Below are 18,966 nucleotides of genomic sequence, written 5' to 3'. Positions count from 1 at the left end.
CGCGCTTAGGCGTTGAAGGGCATGTTGAAATGCTTCAACAGGCTCTTGGCTTCGGCGTCGGTTTTCGCTGTGGTGGCGATGACGATGTCCATGCCCCAGACCTCATCGACCTTGTCGAAGTCGATTTCCGGGAACACGATATGTTCCTTGATACCCATGGCAAAGTTGCCACGGCCATCGAACGAGGGCTTCACACCACGGAAGTCGCGGATGCGGGGCATCGCGATGGTGATCAGGCGATCGAGGAATTCATACATACGCTCGCCGCGCAGGGTCACCTTGGCACCCATCGGCATGTCTTCGCGAACGCGGAAACCGGCGATCGACTTCTTGGCCGTGGTGGTGATGGCTTTCTGGCCGGCAATCTTGCTCAGGTCTTCCTGAGCCGATTTGGCCTTCTTGCTGTCTTTCACCGCCTCGGCGCCGCAGCCGATGTTCAGAACGATCTTCTCCAGCTTGGGGATCATCATGTCGTTCTTGTAGCCGAACTCTTCTTTCAGAGCGGCCCGGATGGTTTCTGCGTACTGGGCTTTCAGACGCGGGGTATAGTTTGCAGCATCAAGCATCGATCACGTCCCCCGTGGTCTTGGCAAAGCGGACCTTCTTGTCACCTTCCATGCGGAAGCCGACGCGGGTTGCCTTGCCGTTCTTGTCCAGCAGCGCCAGGTTGCTGAGGTCGATCGGCAGCGCCTTGGGCAGGCGGCCGCCTTGCGAGGTTTGGGTCTGGCGGGTGTGACGGATGGCGATGTTCACGCCGTCGACAACAGCCTTGCCGGCTTTCGGGTCAACCGAGGTGATAGTCCCCTCTTTGCCCTTGTCCTTGCCGGCCAGCACGACGACCTTGTCGCCTTTGCGGAGTTTGGCAGCCATGGTTACAGCACCTCCGGAGCCAGCGAGATGATCTTCATGAAGTTCTTCGCGCGCAGTTCACGAACAACCGGGCCAAAGATACGGGTACCGACCGGCTCGTTGTTGTTGTTCAGGATGACGGCGGCGTTGCGATCGAAGCGGATCGCGGTGCCGTCTTCGCGACGGACTTCTTTGGCGGTGCGCACGACGACGGCCTTGCGGACGTCACCTTTCTTCACGCGGCCGCGCGGGATGGCTTCCTTCACCGAGACGACAATGATGTCGCCGACGGAGGCGTATTTACGCTTGGAACCACCCAGAACCTTGATGCACTGAACTCGGCGAGCGCCGGAGTTGTCAGCGACATCCAGATTGGTTTGCATCTGGATCATGTGGTTTCTCCCGACCTTTGGGGCGCCGATGCGAGGCGGTATCCCCAGGGTTTCGACTGTGCCAAGAGGGCCTAGTCGCCAGGAGTCTGACTAGTCAGACTCTTAGGCTTCCAGAACTTCCCAGCGTTTCGTTTTCGATTTCGGCGCGCATTCGATGATGCGGACAGTGTCGCCGACCTTGAAAGCGTTCTTTTCATCGTGAGCCCGGTATTTCTTGGACTTACGGATGGTCTTCTTCAGAACCGGATGGGTGAAGCGACGCTCCACCAGGACGGTCACGGTCTGTGCGTTGGCGTCGCTGGTCACGGTGCCTTGCAGAATACGTTTGGGCATCTCTCAGGCTCCTCAGTTCGCAGCTTCAGCGGCTTTTTCGTTCAGCACAGTCATGACGCGCGCGACGTCGCGGCGCACAGTGCGGATACGGGCGTTGTTTTCGAGTTGGCCGGTTGCCTGCTGGAAGCGCAGATTGAACGCTTCTTTCTTGAGGGTGACCAGATCTTCCCGGAGCTGATCCGGGGTCTTGTTACGCAGTTCCTGGGCGTTCATCGCCTTTTCCTTTGCTCAAAACACCAGAGGGCCCCGTGGCCGGGTCACCCTTGACCTGGTGGATGAATGACAAACAAGCGAATCCCCCGCTGGCGCGGGGGAACGCAAGATGCCGCTCTATAGGAGAGTTGCCATGGGAGGGCAAGGGAAACTTCGCCCGCCAGGCAGACCGCCGGCCAACCCTCAGTCGGCAGGTCCGTCTGCCGGCTGAGCGGCGGTGTCCGGACCGGTGTTCTGATAGGCCAGCTTGGCCCGCATGTCGCGGGCAACGCCGGTCTCGATCGCGGCCATGGCGGCCGGGCTGCTCTCGCGCAGCCGGTCGAGCTTGACCCGCTCGATCCGCCAGACCCGCCCGCTGTCCTGCATCACCGCCGTCGCCACCGCAAGTCCATCCCCCATCATGGACATCTCGCCGATGAAATGGCCCTCGCCCACCAGTCGCAGCAGCCGGCCCTGCCGTTCGATCCGAACCGCGCCGGAGGCCATATAGGTCAGGAACTCGGGCCGCTGCCCCTCGCGTGTCAGCACCGTACCGGTCGACAGCGTCTCCCACCGGCCCAGATCCAGCAAACGCCGGCAACGCCCCGGGGACAGGCCGCTGAGCAGGGTCTCGCGAAACCGATCCTCCTCAACCGTGAACCGCGCGCGCCGGTCGTTGCGCCAGAGCAGCGCCAGTTCGGCGACATTCACCAGCACCAGAAGGCTCTGCCAGAACACGCCGACCGGGTTTTGTAACCAGAAATGATCGAACGCAATGCCCGCCATCGCCGAAGCGATCACGAACAGCCGCAGCCACAGCATGTGGCGCATCAACATCGACAGCACGAGCAGCAAATAGGACAAATGCCCCGCCCAGCCTTCGATGATGAAATCCAGTTCCATGCCAGCGTGCTCCGGACCTGGCGGGCACACGGGCCTGCCACCTCCAGCGATAGCCCTCCGGCATGTTTCGGGCAAGGGCGACGCGCAGCCCGGCGATAGAGAGCGTATCCGCGCTGCGGTCACGCGCCTGGGTACATCCACCACAGCCGGGACCTAGCCCCGTGCCCGCAGAGTGAGGGGTCAGCTATCGACCCCGGCATGGGACCTGATGGAGAAAACGGGGAAGGCCCTACAGCTGTTCTATGGCCGACAGACCGCGCCTAGATCAATTTCCGAACCCGCTCCAGGATTGTCTCGAATTGCCAGCCATCCTGTAGCCGGGCCAACCACAGCCGAGTGTCAGAACCGTATATCATCATCGAACGCCGACGCCCGGTGACGCGCTGGATGTCTTGAATGGGTATCTGATCAACAATGCCTTGCTTTTCGATCACCAGAACACGCTTCGTGGTGATCATGTATACGGTCGAGCGAAAGCTACGATGGATAAAAAGCCAGATCACCAGTGCTATGGGCGCAAAGACGACGATAATCACGAGTTCTGTCAGGGTCGGCGCAATCCTGGCGTGTGTGGTGAAAACCACCTGCTCCGCTTCGCTAAGCAGAATGGCTGTGTGATCATACAACGAAAGTTCTCCAACTCTTCCAATACGGTACGTTGGCTCAGTGTAGATCAATCCCAGCGATAGTTGAAGCTGACCGAGATGCGTTCCTCTTCGGACATGTTCATCGGCACCTCGTGGCGCAGCCAGCTTTCCCACAGCAGCACATCGCCCACATCGGGCTTCATATAGATGAAGGGCTGCAATTCACGCCGGGCCGTCTTTGTGCGCGTCGGCGCCGCCATCATCCGGCCCGAGCGGGGGTCTTCCAGCTTAAGCGCGCTGGCGCCCTCGGGCATGGCGACATAGGTCGTGCCCGAGATCACCGAATGCGGGTGCAGGTGGCTGGAATGCATGCCGCCCTGCGGCAGGATGTTGATCCAGAGGTCCTCCAGCACCAGTTTGCGCCCGTCCAGATCGAACTCCAGATCGGCCGCGAAGGCAGCGACATGGGCATCAAGCGATGTCACCAGATCGGCAAAGATCGGGAACCGCCAGGGCAGATCGGTGAGCGAGGCATAGGAGGTATAGCCGGGATAGCCGTTTTCCTCGCACCATTCCTGCCCGGCCTCGTCATCCTCGGCGATGGAATAGCAGGAGGCCTCCATTTCCTCCGGGTCGATGGCGGGACCGTGCTCGGACAGGCGGGCACGATAGAGACGGGTGACAAAGAGAGATTCGATCTGGGACATGGCGGTCTCATATCCCAGACGCATGACAAGTGCGAGAGGTCGGGCCGCATGAGCGGCACACATCCCTATGTCGTCGGCACCGGGTAGGTTTCGCCGAGATACTCGACCTCGATATCACTGCAGCTCACGCCAGTTGCATTGAGCGAAACGACAATCTCGCGCGTGTTTAGCGTGTCATGTTCATAGGCCAGAATGACATTTGTGCTGAGGCCCCCGTTACCGTCGTCCACCTCTTCCATCCGCACATCGGCCAGTTCATAGGCGTCGTCATGCCGGCTCGCCTCGATAACCAACTTGTCGACGCCCGGCTCGAAATCCGCGATCTCGACGTTTGGCACGGACCACAAGCTGGTATCGCTGTACACATCATCGTCCAGCGAGGAATCGTGTTGTCCTTCGTTCACCAGGATCTCGAACGTGTCCGCACCCTCGCCGCCCCTGACGACCTGGTCCGCGACGAAATATCCGGGGAAGAAGTCTGAATATGCCGTGAACCGGATGAGGTCATCGCCTTCGCCACCATCCGGAAAGAGTGCTGATCCGCCTTCGGCTTCTCCGACGCCCTGGGCGACAATCGTGTCATTGCCGGCCCCACCCAGAGCTTGACCACCGGCGGCGTCCGTGGCGTCGATGAAATCATCCCCCTCGCCGCCGTCGACAATCAAGCTGTCCGAAGAGAGGGAGGCAACGTCGATGGAATCGTCACCCGCGCCGCCAGCGATGGTCCCGCCTGAAAAGAAGCCTGTTATCGTATCATCTCCCGCGCCGCCATCGACACGGCCGGAGACGCCGTTGGCATTGATGACGTCGTCGCCAAAATCGTCATACAGGTCCGGCGGAACATTCAGATCGATCAGGTCGTCGCCGCCCTGGCCGAGAATTTCGGGGATAGTGGTTACACCTTCGGGAAAGTCGCCTACCGTCAGGATGTCGTCATTCTCGGTACCGACGGCCTGATCGTCATCGAAAGTGAATCCTTCGGCGGGGGCGGATTCCTCGTCATCGTCGCCGGTCATTGCCAGCCCTGCCCCCAGCAGGCCGAAGCCGAGCAGAAAAAGAAGTTCCATGCCATACCCCCCAGATTCAACAAAAGCGACGAATATATAATAAATTACATATCTTATGGTTGTAAACGCTATCACTTCACTCAACGAAAAAAATATCGCGATGCTGAGTTTCACTTCGAGGTCACGCACGTTTTGGGGCAATGCCGCCCCAAAGGCGAAACACTCGAGGGTCAGTCCAGTTCACCCAAGACCACGACAAAGCCCAAGACGATACCGTTCACGCCCCCGCCAACATCATGATTATCACAGACAGTTCTGTCCTTCGGCAGTTCATTGTGCCTGACCGCTAGGAGGCAACCCTACCCAGTGAACTCCAAGTCGACCACAGCCGCTTCATTGTTCACCTTATCAATTAGGCCAAAGAGAGCGTACCCCCGATCAGTTCCGCAATGACGGTTCAATCGTATCGCTTGAACATCGTCATATCGAATTGCCTACAGTCTGGAAACGGAATGGAATCCAAAATTTCATACAATGAGTGGACCATGCAGGTCTAAACCCGCATTCCCCAAGCAACCTGACGTTTTCGCGCCTGTGGCGTTTGGTAATGTGTTATATTTCAGCACGTTAATAGGGTTGATGGCGGCAGATCGTGGATCACCTTGAGGATGCAGGCGAAACGGGTGCTGTTCGGCTTGGTTTTGACCGTCGGGTGCGACTGGAATTTCATGGCTCGAAGATCAGTTCGGACGGTGGGCTGCTGTTGTTTCGGGAACTGGATGAGGTACTCGGCCTGCACGACATTGCGCGCGGTGTTTTGCGCGACACGCGAACCGGCCACAACCGTTTGCATTCTATAGTCGGGCTTTTGCGACAATCGGTCTTCGGGCGATTGGCCGGATACGAAGACGTGAATGACGCCGACCGACTGGCGCTCGATCCGGTGATGCAGCAGGTCGTTGGCGGACGAGCCGTCGATACCAATGCGGCGTCCGCGAGCCAGATGGGACGGTTCGAGACCAAAGTACGGGCAACAGCCGAAAAACGCGCTGCGCTGGCTGAGTTGTCTGGGCAGTGGATCGACCGGGTTCATGCGTCTGCCCCACCCAAATGGATCACGCTGGACATCGACAGCTCGGTCTGCCCGACCCACGGTGCGCAGGAGGGCACGGCCTGGAACGGCCATTTCGGCTGCATTTGCTATCACCCCCTGTTCGTGTTCAACCAGTTCGGCCATCTTGAATGCTGCGCTCTGCGCCCGGGCAATGTGCACAGCGCCGACGGATGGGAAGAGGTTCTGAAACCGGTCATCGCACGATACGCGGATCGTCACCTGATGCGGTTCTTCTGGGCCGATGCCGCCTTCGCCATCCCGGGCCTCTATGAGGCGCTGGAAGCAGAGAACTGCTTCTACGCCATCCGGATGCGTGCCAATCGCATTCTTCAAGGCAGGATCGCGCATCTGCTCAAACGCCCGGTGGGCCGACCGCCGAACCATGTGCGGCGCATCTACGGTGACTTTGAGTATCAGTCGGCATCATGGGACAAGCCACGGCGCGTTGTCGCCAAGGTCGAGAGGCATCCCGGCGAGTTGTTCCCGCGCATCGGTTTCGTCGTCACCAATCTGCCGATGGTCCCTGACTGGATCGTCCATTTCCATAATCAGCGTGGCACAGCCGAGCAGCGCATCAAGGAAGGCAAGCAGGCGATCAACTGGACGCGGCTGTCCTGCAAGGGCTTGGCGCAGAACGAGGTCCGGCTTCAGCTTCACGCATTGGCCTACAATCTGGGAGTCTTCCTGCAAGGCGCTGATCTGCCAGAGGAGGTGGCCGAGTGGTCGCTGACCAGCCTGCAAACCCGGCTGATCAAAATCGGGGCACGAGTCGTCCGCCATGCCCGCGCCATCAAGTTCCAACTGGCAGAGGTTGCGGCCAGTGGCGACCGGTTCCGTCTCATCCTGACGGCCATCCAACGGCTGCGTGCGCCACCGGTTCCATCATGATGACGTCGGCGACAAAATCCGAACGAACCCGGCTCGACTGGTCTGCCCAATGGGGTGCCGATTCGTCCCGAAACCGCAAAAACCCCCCGCCGAGGCTATAAATCATGCTCAGTTCCCGTTTCAGATGCCAGAACTACGGCACAGCCAGCATATGAAGCTGGAACCGTGCGCAATGTGGCTGCAACATGTGACGGTTGGCGTTCTACTTGGGGGATGCCGGTTGAGGCGCATGTGCCGTCAAAATCATGGTTGAAAGGAAGCATTACATTGAAATGCAAAAGTATACTAGCTGCGGCAATATTGGCTTCCAGCACTTTGCCTGCGTTTGCTGACTGTACTGCCAATGAAAAAGTAGAAGTCCTCCGAGAACTTAAGACCAATTTTCTCACAGGAGACTATGATGCCTTTTTCGCCGCCTCTGATCCTGCTGAGGCAATACCTGATAATGTAGAGCACGATACAAAAGTGCAACTCATTCAATATATAGGGGTGCCCGTAAAATGCATGGATATGGTTAGAAAACGATATTCTGACAACTTTGAAACCTTGGTTTCAGTATTTTTAGGCCGCGACAACCAAATGGTGTTTCTTGTCTTTTCAGTACTCAAAGTCGATGACGAACATCAGATACTTGGAGTGCAGCTATCTACGGACTATAATGAAATATTTCAATATGTGAGGTAATATGGCAGATATTACATTAGGATGGGGTCAATCTTTCACCAAAGTGAATGGAGAAAGTGTGCTTAAGCTGGGTCGCTTGCCAGATGGTACCTTGTAATGCAATCCCTGCGACCATCACACAGCACTCAGTCGTGCTGCTAGATGTGTGTCAGATGACACCATGCGCTGTGATCCCTGCGGCCATCGTACAGCACTAAGATATGCTGCAAGATGTGTGTGGTAGTACCACACGATCTTGACAAGGGGGCTGCCGCGCTCCCCCGTTGTATCCCCCAAAGCTGATGGCCGAGATTGGCATTGAGCCAGTCACGACCATGCAAACATATCGGTGTTTGATCCCTCGTCGGGGAGATGTCATCTCTCCCCACACCCCATAGATCAACCCTGCGCGGATGAATGCCGTCAGCGCATCGGCGCTGAACCCGACCAAAGGGCGTATCGTCGCCCCTTGTGACTCACTCGCAGGATTTGGAGACTTGACCTCTCCACCTGCACCAAACCTTGCACAATCCTCTTGGTCGATTGATCCCCACTAAAATCAAAAACCCCCACCGGTGTCCCGGCGGGGGTTTCAATGTCTTGTCGAAGGACCGGGATTACCAGTCTTCGCGGACCACGACGCGGGTCTTGATCGGCAGCTTCATCGCGGCCAGGCGCAGGGCCTCGCGGGCGATTTCGTCATTGACGCCATCGATCTCGAACATCACACGGCCGGGCTTGACCTTGCAGGCCCAGTAATCCACCGAACCCTTACCTTTACCCATACGGACTTCGGTCGGCTTCGAGGTGACCGGCGTATCCGGGAAGATCCGGATCCAGACGCGGCCCTGACGTTTCATGTGACGCGTCATGGCACGACGGGCGGCTTCGATCTGGCGGGCGGTAACCCGCTCGGGCTCCAGCGCCTTGAGGCCATAGGTTCCGAAGTTCAGGTCGCTTCCGCCTTTTGCCAGACCGTGGATACGGCCCTTGAACATCTTGCGGAATTTAGTGCGCTTTGGTTGCAGCATCTCTAATCCTCCTTAGCGGCGGCCACCGGCGCCACGCGGGGCCGGACCGTCCTGGAGTTCCTGTGCCTTGCGGTCACGCGCCTGCGGATCATGCTCGAGGATCTCGCCTTTGAAGATCCAGACCTTGATCCCGATGATCCCGTAAGGGGTCGAGGCCTCGGCCAGAGCATAATCGATGTCGGCACGCAGGGTGTGCAGGGGCACACGGCCCTCGCGATACCACTCGGTCCGTGCGATCTCGGCACCGCCCAGACGGCCGGCGACGTTCACACGGATGCCCAGGGCACCCATCCGCATCGAGTTTTGCACCGCGCGCTTCATCGCACGGCGGAAGGACACGCGGCGTTCCAGCTGCTGTGCGATCGACTCGGCGACCAGCTGAGCATCCATCTCGGGCTTGCGCACTTCGACGATGTTCAGGTGCAGTTCGCTGTCGGTCATGTTCGCCAGCTTCTTGCGCAGGGTCTCGATATCGGCGCCTTTTTTGCCGATGATCACGCCCGGACGCGCGGTGTGGATCGTCACGCGGCACTTCTTGTGCGGACGCTCGATGATCACACGGGCAACGCCAGCCTGCTTGCACTCTTCCTTGATGAATTCGCGGATTGCGAGGTCTTCAAGCAGCAGATTGCCATAGTCCTTGGTATCTGCGTACCAGCGGCTGTCCCAGGTGCGATTGACCTGAAGACGCATGCCGATCGGATTGACTTTATGTCCCATTAGGCTTGCTCCTCAACTTGACGCACCGTGATGGTGAGCTCCGAGAACGGCTTCATGATCTTGCCGAACCGGCCACGAGCCCGCGGACGGCCGCGTTTCATGACCAGGTTCTTGCCAACCCATGCTTCCGCAACGATCAGCTCGTCCACGTCCAGGTTGTGGTTGTTTTCGGCGTTGGCGATGGCGGACTGAAGGCATTTCTTCACGTCCTGCGCGATCCGCTTGTTCGAGAAAGTCAGGTCGGTCAGGGCCTGTCCAACTTTCTTGCCGCGGATCATCGCTGCAACCAGGTTCAGTTTCTGCGGGCTGGTGCGAAGCATGCGCAGTTTTGCCATTGCTTCGTTTTCGGCCACGCGGCGGGGGTTCTTTTCCTTGCCCATGACTTACTTCCGCTTCGCTTTTTTGTCAGCCGCGTGACCGTAATAGGTCCGGGTCGGCGAGTATTCACCGAACTTCTGACCGATCATGTCTTCGGTGACGTTGACGGGGATGTGTTTCTGACCGTTGTACACGCCAAAGGTCAGACCCACGAACTGGGGCAGGATGGTGGACCGGCGCGACCAGATCTTGATGACTTCGTTACGGCCCGATTCGCGCACTGCTGCTGCCTTTTTAAGGACATAAGCATCGACGAAAGGACCTTTCCAAACAGAGCGAGACATTGCTTAACGCCCTTTCTTCTTGGCGTGACGCGAGCGAATGATCAGCTTTTGCGACGCTTTGTTCTTGTTGCGGGTACGGGTACCCTTGGTGTCCTTGCCCCACGGGGTCACCGGCGTACGGCCACCCGAGGTGCGACCCTCACCACCACCATGGGGGTGGTCGATCGGGTTCATTGCGACACCGCGAACCGACGGGCGGATGCCCTTGTGCCGCATGCGGCCGGCCTTGCCGTAGTTCTGGTTGCTGTTGTCGGGGTTGGACACGGCACCGACGGTGGCCATGCATTCCTGACGCACCATGCGCAGTTCGCCCGAGCTCAGACGGATCTGAGCATAGCCGCCATCACGGCCCACGAACTGGGCGTAGGTGCCGGCGGCACGTGCGATCTGACCGCCCTTGCCGGGCTTCATCTCGATGTTGTGCACGATGGTACCGATCGGCATGCCCGAGAAAGGCATCGCGTTGCCCGGCTTGATGTCGGCCTTGGCGGATGCCACGACCTTGTCACCGACCGCCAGACGCTGCGGGGCCAGGATATAGGCCTGCTCACCGTCTTCGTATTTGATCAGTGCGATGAATGCGGTCCGGTTCGGGTCGTACTCGATCCGCTCGACGGTGGCCGCCACATCGAATTTGTTCCGTTTGAAGTCAACGATCCGGTAGAGGCGTTTTGCCCCACCACCGCGGCGACGCGAGGTGATCCGTCCGGTGTTGTTCCGGCCGCCCGATTTGGTCAGACCCTCAGTGAGAGACTTGACCGGACGTCCTTTCCAAAGCTCCGAACGGTCGATCAGCACCAGCCCGCGCTGGCCCGGCGTCGTCGGCTTATACGACTTGAGTGCCATGCTTTCTGTCTTCCGTTTAGCAACGGCGGGTTCCCCCGCCTATGTATTGAGGCCCCCGTAGGTGCCCATGGTATAGGGCCCCGAAGGTCCCCGGCTGCAAAAATCACGAGCCCCGGGACGAATCCCAGGGCGCAAGATTGGTGGCGTTTAGCAAGGACACCCGGGGTTGTCCATAGCCGAAGCGGACAATGCTGCGCACCATCGGCCCAAACCACGACTCGCCTGCTGGCGACCTGACCCGGCCAAACGGCGTCATCAGATCGCCCGCCGTTGGGAAGCCTCGCTTATGCCTGCACTTAATATCAACTTGAGACATGAAAGGGAGCATTTTTACGAAATAACTGCACTCTATGTGATCTAGGTTGCATCATTTTGGCAAATTATCCCCCAAAGTAGTGTCGCGCGCCCAATGAGCGCGCCAAAATTTCTGGAGGATTGAGATGTCGAAGAACGCATTTACCACATTCGCGACCGCCGCGGCCCTTTCATTGAGCCTGATCGCGCCCGCGTCGCAAGCCCGCGCCGGAACCGATCCGTTTGTCGGCGAGTTGATGCTTGCGGGTTTCAATTTCTGTCCGCGCGGCTGGGCCGAGGCGAACGGGGCGCTGCTGGCCATTTCGTCCAATACTACGCTGTTCTCGTTGCTGGGCACCATGTATGGTGGTGACGGACGCACCACATTCGCGCTGCCCGATCTGCGCGGGCGCGTCGCCATCGGTGTCGGCACCGGCCCCGGCTTGCAGCCCATCACACAGGGTGAAAGACTTGGCCAGCCCACCACCACCCAGACCATCGCGACGATGGCGCCGCACACCCACCTGGCCACCAGCAATGCATCGACCTCGATCCATGTGAGCAGTGACGATGCCAACATACAGGATCCCGGCAACGCGTTCCTGGGCACGACGTCCACCCCGACCTATACCACGACGCAACCCGACGAAGCCCTGGCAAACGGATCCGCGACAACCGGTGTCACCACTACGATTCTGAGCACCGGTCAGGGCCTTCCGCAGGAAAACCACCAACCGTCGCTGGGCCTGAAATACTGCATCGCATTGTTCGGCGTCTACCCGTCGCGGAACTGATCCGGCGTCTTGAGATTGACCAGGGCAGGACGAACGCTCCCGCCCTGGGCTGCTCCCGTTCGACTCTGCCGCCGCCATGGGCCTTGCCCGATCCCACCCAGGCTCTTAGCGAGGCCGGAAATCGGCCTTGCCCGATGCCGTCGATCCGCGCATATAGGGGGCAGCCGAAGACGACGGAGGATAGGATGCGCGCACGGATCTACCAGCCCGCACGGAATGCGATGACCTCGGGCATGGCCAAGACCCGCAAATGGGTTCTGGAATACGCCCCCGGATCGGCACGCGAGGTCGATCCGCTGATGGGCTGGACCTCGTCCAGCGACACCCAGAGCCAGGTCCGGCTGCGCTTTGACAGCAAGGAAGAGGCGCTGGATTACGCCAGGGCGCACGGGATCGACGCCGTGGTCACCGAACCGCACAAGCGCAAGCCCAACCTGCGCGCGCGCGGCTATGGCGAGAATTTCGCCACCGACCGGCGCGGTCCCTGGACCCACTGAGGGCCCCTTGTCCGGATTCGTGATCGAACGGGCCAACCCGTCCGCGCCCGAAGCCGCGGCCCTGATCGCCCGCCATGTGGCGCTGATGGCGTCGCAATCCCCCGAAGAGAGCTGTCATGTACTGGATGGCAGCGGCCTCGACAGCCCCGATGTCGCCTTCTTCCTGTTGCGTCAGGCAGGTGTGGCAATCGGCATGGGTGCGCTCAAGACCCTGTCGGACGGCGCGTTGGAGCTGAAATCCATGCACACCGTGTCCGAGGCGCGCGGCAGTGGCGCGGGGCGCGCGATGCTGGAGTTCCTGCTAGATCGCGCCCGCAGCCAGGGCGCGGGCGGCATCTATCTGGAAACCGGTTCGACCGACGACTTTCTGCCGGCCCGGCGACTCTATGAAACCTATGGTTTCACCGAATGCGCGCCCTTTGAAGGCTATGCCGAGGACCCCTGGTCCACCTTCATGACCCTCGATCTGCGCGCCGCCGCTTGACCCTCCACGCTTGCGTGGCATAACAGGCGCCAAGCGGTCCCATAGCTCAACTGGATAGAGCAGCTGACTTCTAATCAGCAGGTTCGGGGTTCGAGTCCTCGTGGGATCGCCAGCTTCCCTTGATATACCATCCCTGCCCGAAGCGGGCGGTGCCGCTTCGGGCAGAAGTTTTCCCAATTATCCACGAAAAAAAGCAAAGCAGTAGAGAGCCTTCTGAAACTCTGATGCTCAATGCTGCACATGTCCCGCAGATGCGACGGTGCCATCTTCATTAAAGCACACATAGAGCGAGTCGTAGTCAATCCTGATACCACTGCACATGCCAAGGCTGTATGCTGGGCACTCCAAACCATTGATCTGCACGTTGGATGTCGACCGGCCAAGGAGCTCTATTACTTCTTCGCGGCGGGTCGTTTGTGGCAGCAAGTGGTTGTTGGTTAGATCACGCACCATACTTCCGCGTGGACAAGTGCTCTCTTTCTCTACGCATTCCCAGTCACTCAGTCCTCTACAACTTCCGGCTTCAGCCCATGCCTGAGCGTCAAACCGGTCTCCCCGGAAAGGATCGACAACAGTGACCAAATACCCGCAAAAAAAGAGTGCTCCTACGGAGAGGGCAGCATAACCTACTCCTCTCAAGAATAGCCTGTTGAAATCTACGAAACGTAGTTGCTTCTGTTCTGACTTCGGAAAGGGCCAGCGATAAATCGGGTTGATCCGCCGAGCATGTTCGTGAAGTCTCTGATAGGTTGATTTTCGTGTCAAAAGGAGCAGGGCACACCCAATGAAAATTGGAACCAGCGAAAGAGCCAACGGAAAGGGAATCAAGCAAAGGTTCCTTTGTGCTCAAAAAGGTGTATTGGCCAACATAAACCCCATTGAGGTGTTCGCCGCAACTGTCGCCCTACGGCGCAGCAAAGAAGACCGCGCATCTGATCAACGACAGGGATGGGTTTCCAGACCCTCGTAGCAATTGTCTTGGTGCCAGATGATGTTTTTCGGTTCCTGATCTTCACCTCCTGCTGACGATGGTTCCATTGCCACAGGATCTCGTCCAGATATCTTTGAAGATGTTGCCGCCCCAAGCGGTGATAGACACCAATCAACGCCCGCTGCACTTGGGAGTTCACAGCCTCCACGGTGTTGATATGCGCTCCTTTGGAAGGCCGCGAATGCTGTCGTTTGCCATGGTTAACAGTGTGGTGTGATGCAAAGCTCCGACCGATCTTCCGATAAGCGGTGTTGCTGTCAGTCATGAGGGCCGATGAGGGATCAATCCATTCTTTCATGATCGGTCCGAGCGTCGCGCCCTTCGCATTCGGGATCAGAGTCGCCTTTGCCTGCCCGGTGCGATCCGCCGCGACCAGAACCATGGGCTTGCCTGTGCCTCGACCCCGCTTGTTCTTCACGCCTTTCTTGAACTTCGGCGCGCCACCAACATATGCCTCATCAACTTCGACAACGCCGGCCAACCTTGCGGAAACAGCCTCACGTTCATCCATCAGTTCCCGGATCGCATGCCCCAGTTTCCAGGCCGTTTTCTGATTCACACCCAGGATCCGCGCCATCACCACAGACGAGATTCCCTTGCTGGACGTCAGCATCAGAAAGATTGCTGCAATCCAGATCCGAAGGTCCAGTTTCGTGGCATGCATCGGGGTCTTTGTGGTCACCGTGAATTGGAGGCAGCACTCGCGTTCGGCGCATTGGTAGAGGCCAGGGCGAGCAGTGCGCCCTCGGATTGGGGTTGAGCTAAGGCTGCCACAATGTGGGCAATGGCGACCAGACGGCCAGATCATCTCTTCAAGGAAAATGCGTGCGTGGCGCTCGCTGGGCATCTTCTTCCAGATATCTCGCACCGACTTCAATTCTGTGATCATACTTGTCTCCAACTCCGTGGATCGGCAATCTTGGCCGAAACCGCGAATTTCAAAGAGACACGCCTCAAATCGCGCGAATTAGGGGAGCAAGTGTGTTTTCTATATGGTTTTCAACACCATGGAATCGGATACGCTTTGTTTCGTGGATAGTTGGGAAAGTTTTCATTCCTGATGAATGGCGTTGATCTTGGTGATACCGTCCTCGCCTGCGGCCTCGAAGACGATCCGGACCTCGTCGCCGACGGCCAGACCTTCGGGAATCTCCTCGACAAATTCCAGCGACCAGACCGTCTTGTCCTCGAGAACGATCCGACCGTCGACCCGGTCATAGGCCAGGATAATACCGGTCACCTCGTCTGCCAGTACGGGGGTGGCGGCTGCGAACAGGGTTGCAGCAAACAGAAGGCTGCGCATTGGGTGCTCCTTTGAGCATGGGTTGCGACCACATGGTAAATGGGGAACCCCGAACCGGGCACAAGATCCGGAGAAACAAATATTTAACGCCACATTATCAGTTAGTTATCCAAAATCCCCTGTCCTGCCAACTGCCCGCCATGGCGCCGCCATATTCGCGGGGCAGCTTTGCCCCATGACCGAGCTGCAAGCGATACGAGAGGCGCTCTATCCCGAGGCGCCAAGGAAACAGACCCGGCGTCTGCGCCGGGCCGATCGCACCCGCGCAAAGGCGCTGTCGCCCCTGCGTGTCCTGCTGCTGCTGGCCAGTCTGCCGGTGATCGCGGGGTCGACCGCCATAGGTGTCTATATGCGCACCAGCCCCTATCCGCCCGAGCTGGCGCTGCGCCATCTGGCGGCGCTGGCGGGGTGCGAGACCGCCGCTTTGGCGGGCCTTCCGCAGGCCCGGCGCGGCGAGCCCGGGTATCATCAGCGCAACGATGCCGATCTGGATGGTGTCGCCTGCGGCACCACGCTGGCCGATGCCGGCATGGAGGCGAGAACGCCCACCCAGCGCGCACCCGGGCAGGCGAAGTTCGTGCGGCCCTGAACGCTCAGGCCACCCGGCGCCCGCGCGACCAGACGGATTGCAGTGCCGGGACATCCTGGCTCATGCGGAACCGGATCAGATCGGCGCGCAGCCCCGGCGCGATCTCGCCCCGGTCATCAAGCCCCACCGCCTGCGCAGGTGTCCGCGTCACTGTCGCCATCCCGCGCGCCATGTCGCCCCAGAGCGCGCCCAGCCGTACCGCCGACAACAGCAGCGCCGACGGCACGTAATCCGAACTGAGGATATCCAGCAGGCCACGCTCGGCCAGATCCGCCGCCGCCACATTGCCGGAATGCGATCCGCCCCGGATCAGGTTCGGCGCCCCCATGATCACCTTGATGCCATGGGCATGACAGGCCTCGGCGGCTTCGATGGTGGTGGGGAACTCGGCCAGCCGGATGCCATGGCCCGCCGAGACCGCGACCTGTTCGGCGGTGGTGTCGTCATGGCTGGCCAGCACCGATCCCAGCCGCCTGGCGGCCTTGACCGTCTCGATCTCGTGGCGGTCGCCATACCGATCGCGCAAGCCCTTGAGCTGGCTGACATGTTGCAGGAACGTGTCATCGCTCATCGCATGCTTGCCCTTCATATAGGCCTCAAGCTTGGTCATGTCGCGAAACTGGCGCTGCCCCGGCGTATGATCCATCAGCGAAACCAGCCCGACCCGATCCTCGGGCGCGAACTCGTCCAGCTCCTCGACCAGGGTTTCCGAACAGACCTCGGCCCGCAGATGCAGGAAATGACTGATCTTCAGCGCAGAGGCCTCGCGCAGCTGCCACAGCTCGCGCGACAGGTTGCGGGCATATTGCAAATAGCGCCCGGCGCCCGAGGGGATCGAGCCGACCCGCATCGCGTCGAACACGGTGGTGATACCGGTGCCCGCCAGTTCCGCATCATGGGCCAGGATGGCGGCGGCATGGGGCCAGTCCACCTTGGGGCGCGGCTGGATATGGCGCTCCAGATTGTCGGTATGCAGCTCCACCAACCCGGGCGAGACGAAATCGCCTTCGCAATCTACGGCACCGGCGGGCACATGCGCGCCCTGGTCGATCCCGGCGATGGTCTCGCCCTTGATATGCAGGCTGCCGGTCACGGTCTCGCCGCGCAGGACCAGCGTGGCATTGGCAAGGATCACTTCATCTGTCATCTGAACTTCACATTGTTTGAGCTATGGAACGGGCCACACAACAGGAGGCCAAGGTGACTTTCTTGCGATACGCGATCTATTTCCTGCCCCCCGCATCCGAAGCCTGGGCAGGGTTCGGCGCATCCTGGCTGGGCTGGGATGTCGAAACCGGGCAAGAGCTGGCGCATCCTGCCGAAACCGGTCTGGACGTTGCCGCGCTGACCGCGACACCGCGCAAATATGGGCTGCACGCCACTATGAAACCGCCCTTTCGTCTGGCCGAGGGGCAGGACGTCGATGCGCTGCGCCGGGCTTGCGCAACACTGGCGGCCAGCCGTCCGGCGGTGACGCTGGACGGGTTGGAAATCGCCCGGCTGGGCCGGTTCCTGGCGCTGCGCCCGGTGGGGGAGCTTGGCGCGCTGAACGCGCTGGCGGCGGCCTGCGTGACCGAGCTGGACCCGTTTCGCGCGCCTGCCACGCCGCAAGAGCTGGTGCGCCGTCGCGCCGCAAGGCTGAGCCCGGAGCAGGACGCGCATCTGCTCAGCTGGGGTTACCCCTATGTGCTCGACCAGTTCCGCTTTCACATCACCCTGACCGGCCGGCTGGACGATGACATGCTGATGCAGGCGCAGACGCTGTTGCAACGGCGCCTCGGACCGTTGCTGCCGGTGCCCTTCACACTCGCTGATCTGGCCCTGGTGGGAGAGGCCGGGGATGGCCGGTTTCACCTGATCCATCGCTACGCGCTTTCCCGCTGAAGATGGGCCAGAACCGCATCGACGGTGCGTTCGAGCGGGCCTGAATTGTCGACCGTGATGACCCGGCGCACCCCTTCGGGCAGGGCCATGCCCGCCCGGCCCAGACGGCGCGCCTGTTCCGCCGCATCCTCGCGACCGCGCGCGGCCAGCCGCGCGGCCAGAACCTCGGGGCGCGCTGTCAGCGACAGAACCGCAAAGGGGTGGAACACCTCTTGCGCGCGCAACAACACGCCGCGCGAGAGGTTGACCAGCAGCGCGCGCGCATCGGCCTGTTTCACCTCCGAAGGCATCGGCACGCCATAGCACAACCCATGCGCCTCCCAGCTGAGCGCAAAGGCACCAGCAGCGCGCATTGCCTCGAACTCCTGTCGTGAGACGCCGGTGAAGGCCTCTCCTCCCGCGTCCTCGGGCCGAGTGATCACCCTGCGGATCAGGTGCACCCGGGGATCGCGCGTGGCCAGCGCCGTCATCACGCTGTCCTTGCCCACGCCCGAAGGCCCCACCACCGCGATCACCGGCACCTGGGTCATGCGGCCGCCCCCGGGGTAAAGGCCGAGACATCGACCACCCGGTCACAGACCCGCGCCCGTGCCTCGACATCGTGAAAGATACCCACGATCGCCGCCCCGCGCGCCTTGGCTTCCTCGATCAGTTCCAGCACCACCGCGCGGTTCGCCGCATCCAGGCTCGCCGTCGGTTCATCCAGCAACAGCGCCGGATAGGCATGGGCAAAGCCACGCGCGATGTTCACGCGCTGTTGCTCGCCGCCTGAGAAGGTGGTGGGGCTCAGTTTCCAGAGCCGCTCGGGGATGTTGAGCCGGCTCAGCAGCGCCTCGGCCCGCGCCCGCGCTGCATCCGGGTCGGCGCCCAACGCCAGGAGCGGCTCGGCCACAACCTCGACCGTCGGCACCCGTGGCACCACCCGCAGGAACTGGCTGACATAGCCCAGTACCTCACGGCGCAGCTGCAGAATCTCGCGCGGCTCGGCTTGGACCACGTCCAGCCCACCCACAAGGACAGAGCCGGAGGCCGCGAGGTAATTGCCATAGATCACCCGCATCAGGGTGGACTTGCCCGCCCCCGACGCACCGGTCAGCGCCACGCATTCGCCTGGCGCCACATGCAACGAGGCCCCCTCCATCACACGGATCACCGCGCTGCCCTGATTGTGCAGGGTGAAACTCTTGCTGACGTCACGGATGTCGATCATCCCAATTCCCTTTCATTTCGCCCCAA

General features: G+C 60.3%; 26 protein-coding genes and 1 tRNA gene. 8 read left to right on the top strand and 19 right to left on the bottom strand.

The window, feature by feature from the left end; genetic code table 11:
- Positions 1-5: 5 nt before the first annotated feature.
- The 9 genes from rplE to SPO_RS02470 all read right to left on the bottom strand — a co-directional run bounded on the left by rplE (position 6) and on the right by SPO_RS02470 (position 5,159).
- Complete coding sequence (rplE, locus tag SPO_RS02510) at positions 6-566, bottom strand: 50S ribosomal protein L5 (protein WP_011046256.1); 561 nt, start codon at positions 564-566, stop codon at positions 6-8.
- Positions 559-870, bottom strand: coding sequence for a 50S ribosomal protein L24 (rplX, locus tag SPO_RS02505; protein WP_011046255.1), 312 nt, complete (start codon positions 868-870; stop codon positions 559-561). The genes rplE and rplX overlap by 8 nt, the downstream gene beginning before the upstream one ends.
- A 2-nt stretch (positions 871-872) precedes the next feature.
- Positions 873-1,241 carry a 50S ribosomal protein L14 gene (rplN, locus tag SPO_RS02500; RefSeq protein WP_005621870.1) on the bottom strand — a complete coding sequence of 123 codons (369 nt, stop codon included), beginning with the start codon at positions 1,239-1,241 and terminating at the stop codon, positions 873-875.
- 102 nt (positions 1,242-1,343) lie between these two features.
- Positions 1,344-1,574 (bottom strand): 30S ribosomal protein S17, encoded by a 231-nt coding sequence (rpsQ, locus tag SPO_RS02495; protein WP_011046254.1) that lies wholly within the window; start codon positions 1,572-1,574, stop codon positions 1,344-1,346.
- A gap of 12 nt (positions 1,575-1,586) precedes the next feature.
- A complete protein-coding gene (gene rpmC / locus SPO_RS02490; protein ID WP_011046253.1) occupies positions 1,587-1,787 on the bottom strand; it encodes a 50S ribosomal protein L29 in 201 nt (66 codons plus the stop codon).
- Between the two features lie 183 nt (positions 1,788-1,970).
- Positions 1,971-2,669, bottom strand: a complete 699-nt coding sequence (locus SPO_RS02485; protein ID WP_044027846.1) for a Crp/Fnr family transcriptional regulator — start codon at positions 2,667-2,669, stop codon at positions 1,971-1,973.
- Between the two features lie 260 nt (positions 2,670-2,929).
- On the bottom strand, positions 2,930-3,295 hold the full coding sequence (locus tag SPO_RS02480) for a hypothetical protein (RefSeq protein ID WP_030003171.1): 366 nt from the start codon (positions 3,293-3,295) through the stop codon (positions 2,930-2,932).
- A 47-nt stretch (positions 3,296-3,342) separates the two neighbouring features.
- A complete protein-coding gene (locus SPO_RS02475; protein ID WP_030003170.1) occupies positions 3,343-3,963 on the bottom strand; it encodes a 2OG-Fe(II) oxygenase family protein in 621 nt (206 codons plus the stop codon).
- A gap of 65 nt (positions 3,964-4,028) precedes the next feature.
- The gene (locus SPO_RS02470) at positions 4,029-5,159 is read right to left on the bottom strand and encodes a hypothetical protein (RefSeq protein WP_158454154.1); all 1,131 of its coding nucleotides are present in this window, start codon (positions 5,157-5,159) and stop codon (positions 4,029-4,031) included.
- A gap of 463 nt (positions 5,160-5,622) precedes the next feature.
- On the opposite strand from SPO_RS02470, the gene SPO_RS02465 reads away from it, so the two are divergent.
- Together SPO_RS02465 and SPO_RS22745 are read left to right on the top strand one after the other, a co-directional pair.
- Positions 5,623-6,972, top strand: coding sequence for an IS1380-like element ISSpo2 family transposase (locus tag SPO_RS02465; protein WP_011046249.1), 1,350 nt, complete (start codon positions 5,623-5,625; stop codon positions 6,970-6,972).
- A 54-nt stretch (positions 6,973-7,026) separates the two neighbouring features.
- Positions 7,027-7,656 (top strand): hypothetical protein, encoded by a 630-nt coding sequence (locus tag SPO_RS22745; RefSeq protein ID WP_144083949.1) that lies wholly within the window; start codon positions 7,027-7,029, stop codon positions 7,654-7,656.
- Positions 7,657-8,252: 596 nt separating this feature from the next.
- On the opposite strand, the gene rplP is transcribed toward SPO_RS22745, so the two are convergent.
- Genes rplP through rplB form a run of 5 tightly spaced genes read right to left on the bottom strand, consistent with a single transcriptional unit; the run spans position 8,253 to position 10,894 of the window.
- Positions 8,253-8,666, bottom strand: a complete 414-nt coding sequence (gene rplP, locus SPO_RS02460; RefSeq protein WP_011046248.1) for a 50S ribosomal protein L16 — start codon at positions 8,664-8,666, stop codon at positions 8,253-8,255.
- Between the two features lie 12 nt (positions 8,667-8,678).
- On the bottom strand, positions 8,679-9,386 hold the full coding sequence (gene rpsC / locus SPO_RS02455; protein WP_011046247.1) for a 30S ribosomal protein S3: 708 nt from the start codon (positions 9,384-9,386) through the stop codon (positions 8,679-8,681).
- Positions 9,386-9,766 (bottom strand): 50S ribosomal protein L22, encoded by a 381-nt coding sequence (rplV, locus tag SPO_RS02450; RefSeq protein ID WP_011046246.1) that lies wholly within the window; start codon positions 9,764-9,766, stop codon positions 9,386-9,388. Before rplV ends, rpsC begins: the two co-directional genes overlap by 1 nt.
- Positions 9,767-9,769: 3 nt before the next feature.
- On the bottom strand, positions 9,770-10,048 hold the full coding sequence (gene rpsS / locus SPO_RS02445; RefSeq protein WP_011046245.1) for a 30S ribosomal protein S19: 279 nt from the start codon (positions 10,046-10,048) through the stop codon (positions 9,770-9,772).
- A 3-nt stretch (positions 10,049-10,051) separates the two neighbouring features.
- Complete coding sequence (gene rplB, locus SPO_RS02440) at positions 10,052-10,894, bottom strand: 50S ribosomal protein L2 (RefSeq protein WP_011046244.1); 843 nt, start codon at positions 10,892-10,894, stop codon at positions 10,052-10,054.
- Between the two features lie 440 nt (positions 10,895-11,334).
- On the opposite strand from rplB, the gene SPO_RS02435 reads away from it, so the two are divergent.
- From SPO_RS02435 to SPO_RS02420, 4 genes are all read left to right on the top strand, one after another.
- On the top strand, positions 11,335-11,982 hold the full coding sequence (locus SPO_RS02435; protein WP_011046243.1) for a phage tail protein: 648 nt from the start codon (positions 11,335-11,337) through the stop codon (positions 11,980-11,982).
- A 185-nt stretch (positions 11,983-12,167) separates the two neighbouring features.
- Positions 12,168-12,479 carry an ETC complex I subunit gene (locus tag SPO_RS02430; RefSeq protein ID WP_011046242.1) on the top strand — a complete coding sequence of 104 codons (312 nt, stop codon included), beginning with the start codon at positions 12,168-12,170 and terminating at the stop codon, positions 12,477-12,479.
- A gap of 7 nt (positions 12,480-12,486) precedes the next feature.
- Positions 12,487-12,963, top strand: a complete 477-nt coding sequence (locus SPO_RS02425) for a GNAT family N-acetyltransferase (protein WP_011046241.1) — start codon at positions 12,487-12,489, stop codon at positions 12,961-12,963.
- Between the two features lie 35 nt (positions 12,964-12,998).
- A tRNA-Arg gene (locus SPO_RS02420) sits at positions 12,999-13,075 on the top strand.
- Between the two features lie 712 nt (positions 13,076-13,787).
- Here SPO_RS02420 and SPO_RS02415 read toward each other — a convergent pair.
- Together SPO_RS02415 and SPO_RS02410 are read right to left on the bottom strand one after the other, a co-directional pair.
- Positions 13,788-14,855, bottom strand: coding sequence for an IS1595-like element ISSpo8 family transposase (locus SPO_RS02415; protein ID WP_011046240.1), 1,068 nt, complete (start codon positions 14,853-14,855; stop codon positions 13,788-13,790).
- 150 nt (positions 14,856-15,005) lie between these two features.
- Positions 15,006-15,257 carry a hypothetical protein gene (locus SPO_RS02410; RefSeq protein ID WP_011046239.1) on the bottom strand — a complete coding sequence of 84 codons (252 nt, stop codon included), beginning with the start codon at positions 15,255-15,257 and terminating at the stop codon, positions 15,006-15,008.
- 175 nt (positions 15,258-15,432) lie between these two features.
- Here SPO_RS02410 and SPO_RS02405 point away from each other — a divergent pair, with 175 nt between their 5' ends.
- On the top strand, positions 15,433-15,846 hold the full coding sequence (locus SPO_RS02405; RefSeq protein WP_051420306.1) for an excalibur calcium-binding domain-containing protein: 414 nt from the start codon (positions 15,433-15,435) through the stop codon (positions 15,844-15,846).
- A 4-nt stretch (positions 15,847-15,850) separates the two neighbouring features.
- On the opposite strand, the gene SPO_RS02400 is transcribed toward SPO_RS02405, so the two are convergent.
- Positions 15,851-16,993 carry an alpha-D-ribose 1-methylphosphonate 5-triphosphate diphosphatase gene (locus SPO_RS02400; protein ID WP_011046237.1) on the bottom strand — a complete coding sequence of 381 codons (1,143 nt, stop codon included), beginning with the start codon at positions 16,991-16,993 and terminating at the stop codon, positions 15,851-15,853.
- Between the two features lie 53 nt (positions 16,994-17,046).
- Between SPO_RS02400 and SPO_RS02395 the strand changes: the two genes are divergently transcribed.
- A complete protein-coding gene (locus SPO_RS02395; RefSeq protein WP_011046236.1) occupies positions 17,047-17,730 on the top strand; it encodes a DUF1045 domain-containing protein in 684 nt (227 codons plus the stop codon).
- On the opposite strand, the gene phnN is transcribed toward SPO_RS02395, so the two are convergent.
- Positions 17,712-18,260, bottom strand: coding sequence for a phosphonate metabolism protein/1,5-bisphosphokinase (PRPP-forming) PhnN (gene phnN / locus SPO_RS02390; RefSeq protein WP_011046235.1), 549 nt, complete (start codon positions 18,258-18,260; stop codon positions 17,712-17,714). The two genes, SPO_RS02395 and phnN, sit on opposite strands and share 19 nt — an antisense overlap.
- Positions 18,257-18,940, bottom strand: a complete 684-nt coding sequence (gene phnL, locus SPO_RS02385) for a phosphonate C-P lyase system protein PhnL (protein WP_011046234.1) — start codon at positions 18,938-18,940, stop codon at positions 18,257-18,259. Before phnL ends, phnN begins: the two co-directional genes overlap by 4 nt.
- Positions 18,941-18,966: the final 26 nt, after the last annotated feature.

The sequence above is a fragment of the Ruegeria pomeroyi DSS-3 genome, assembly GCF_000011965.2.
Classification (GTDB): Bacteria; Pseudomonadota; Alphaproteobacteria; order Rhodobacterales; family Rhodobacteraceae; genus Ruegeria_B; species Ruegeria_B pomeroyi.
The sequence above is the reverse complement of the archived record's forward strand: the minus strand, read 5'-3'. Positions and strand labels throughout refer to the sequence as shown.